The organism is Kocuria cellulosilytica (assembly GCF_040981245.1).
GTDB classification, from domain to species: Bacteria; Actinomycetota; Actinomycetes; order Actinomycetales; family Micrococcaceae; genus Kocuria; species Kocuria cellulosilytica.
Genome location: NZ_JAVFWZ010000109.1, coordinates 1 through 559, shown reverse-complemented (window position 1 = coordinate 559; position 559 = coordinate 1). Strand labels below are relative to the sequence as shown.

Genomic DNA, 559 nt, shown 5'->3' with positions numbered 1-559 from the left:
CGCGAGGCCATGATGTCGCTGGTCAACAAGGGCCTGCTGGAGCTCGTGCGCAACCGGGGCTTCCGCGTGGTGGAGCTGACCGACCGGGACCGGCAGGAGGTCTACGACCTGCGCCGGCTCATCGAGGTCGAGGCCGTGCGGCGGGTGGCCGAGCAGGGCGTCGACGCCGACCAGGCCGCCCTGCTGCGGGACCTGGGCGAACGCACCGTCGCGGCCTCCGGCGGCCACGACATGGTCGAGTACCTCGAGGCGGACCAGCGCTTCCACGCCGCTCTCGTGGGGATGCTCCGGAACACGCGGTGGACGGCGATCGTGGAGAACCTGCGGGACCAGTCGCGGATCAACGGGTCCTACCACCTGCAGGAGCGCGGGCGGCTGGAGAGCAGCGCCCTGGAGCACCGGGACATCGCCGAGGCGGTCGTCGCGGGCGACCCGGCCCGGGCGGCCGAGCTCATGGTCCGCCACCTGGACTACGCCCGCCCCTGACGCACGGGCACCCGCCTGTGCGTCAGCGGCCGGAAGAAATCTCACCTTCCCCTCTTGACCCCGCCGACGCCCG

General features: G+C 72.8%; 1 protein-coding gene. It reads left to right on the top strand.

All coding sequences use genetic code 11. The features are described from left to right. Positions 1-486 (top strand): GntR family transcriptional regulator (locus RCG67_RS17235; protein WP_368828029.1); only part of this gene is annotated, 486 nt, incomplete at its 5' end. Positions 487-559 lie beyond the last annotated feature (73 nt).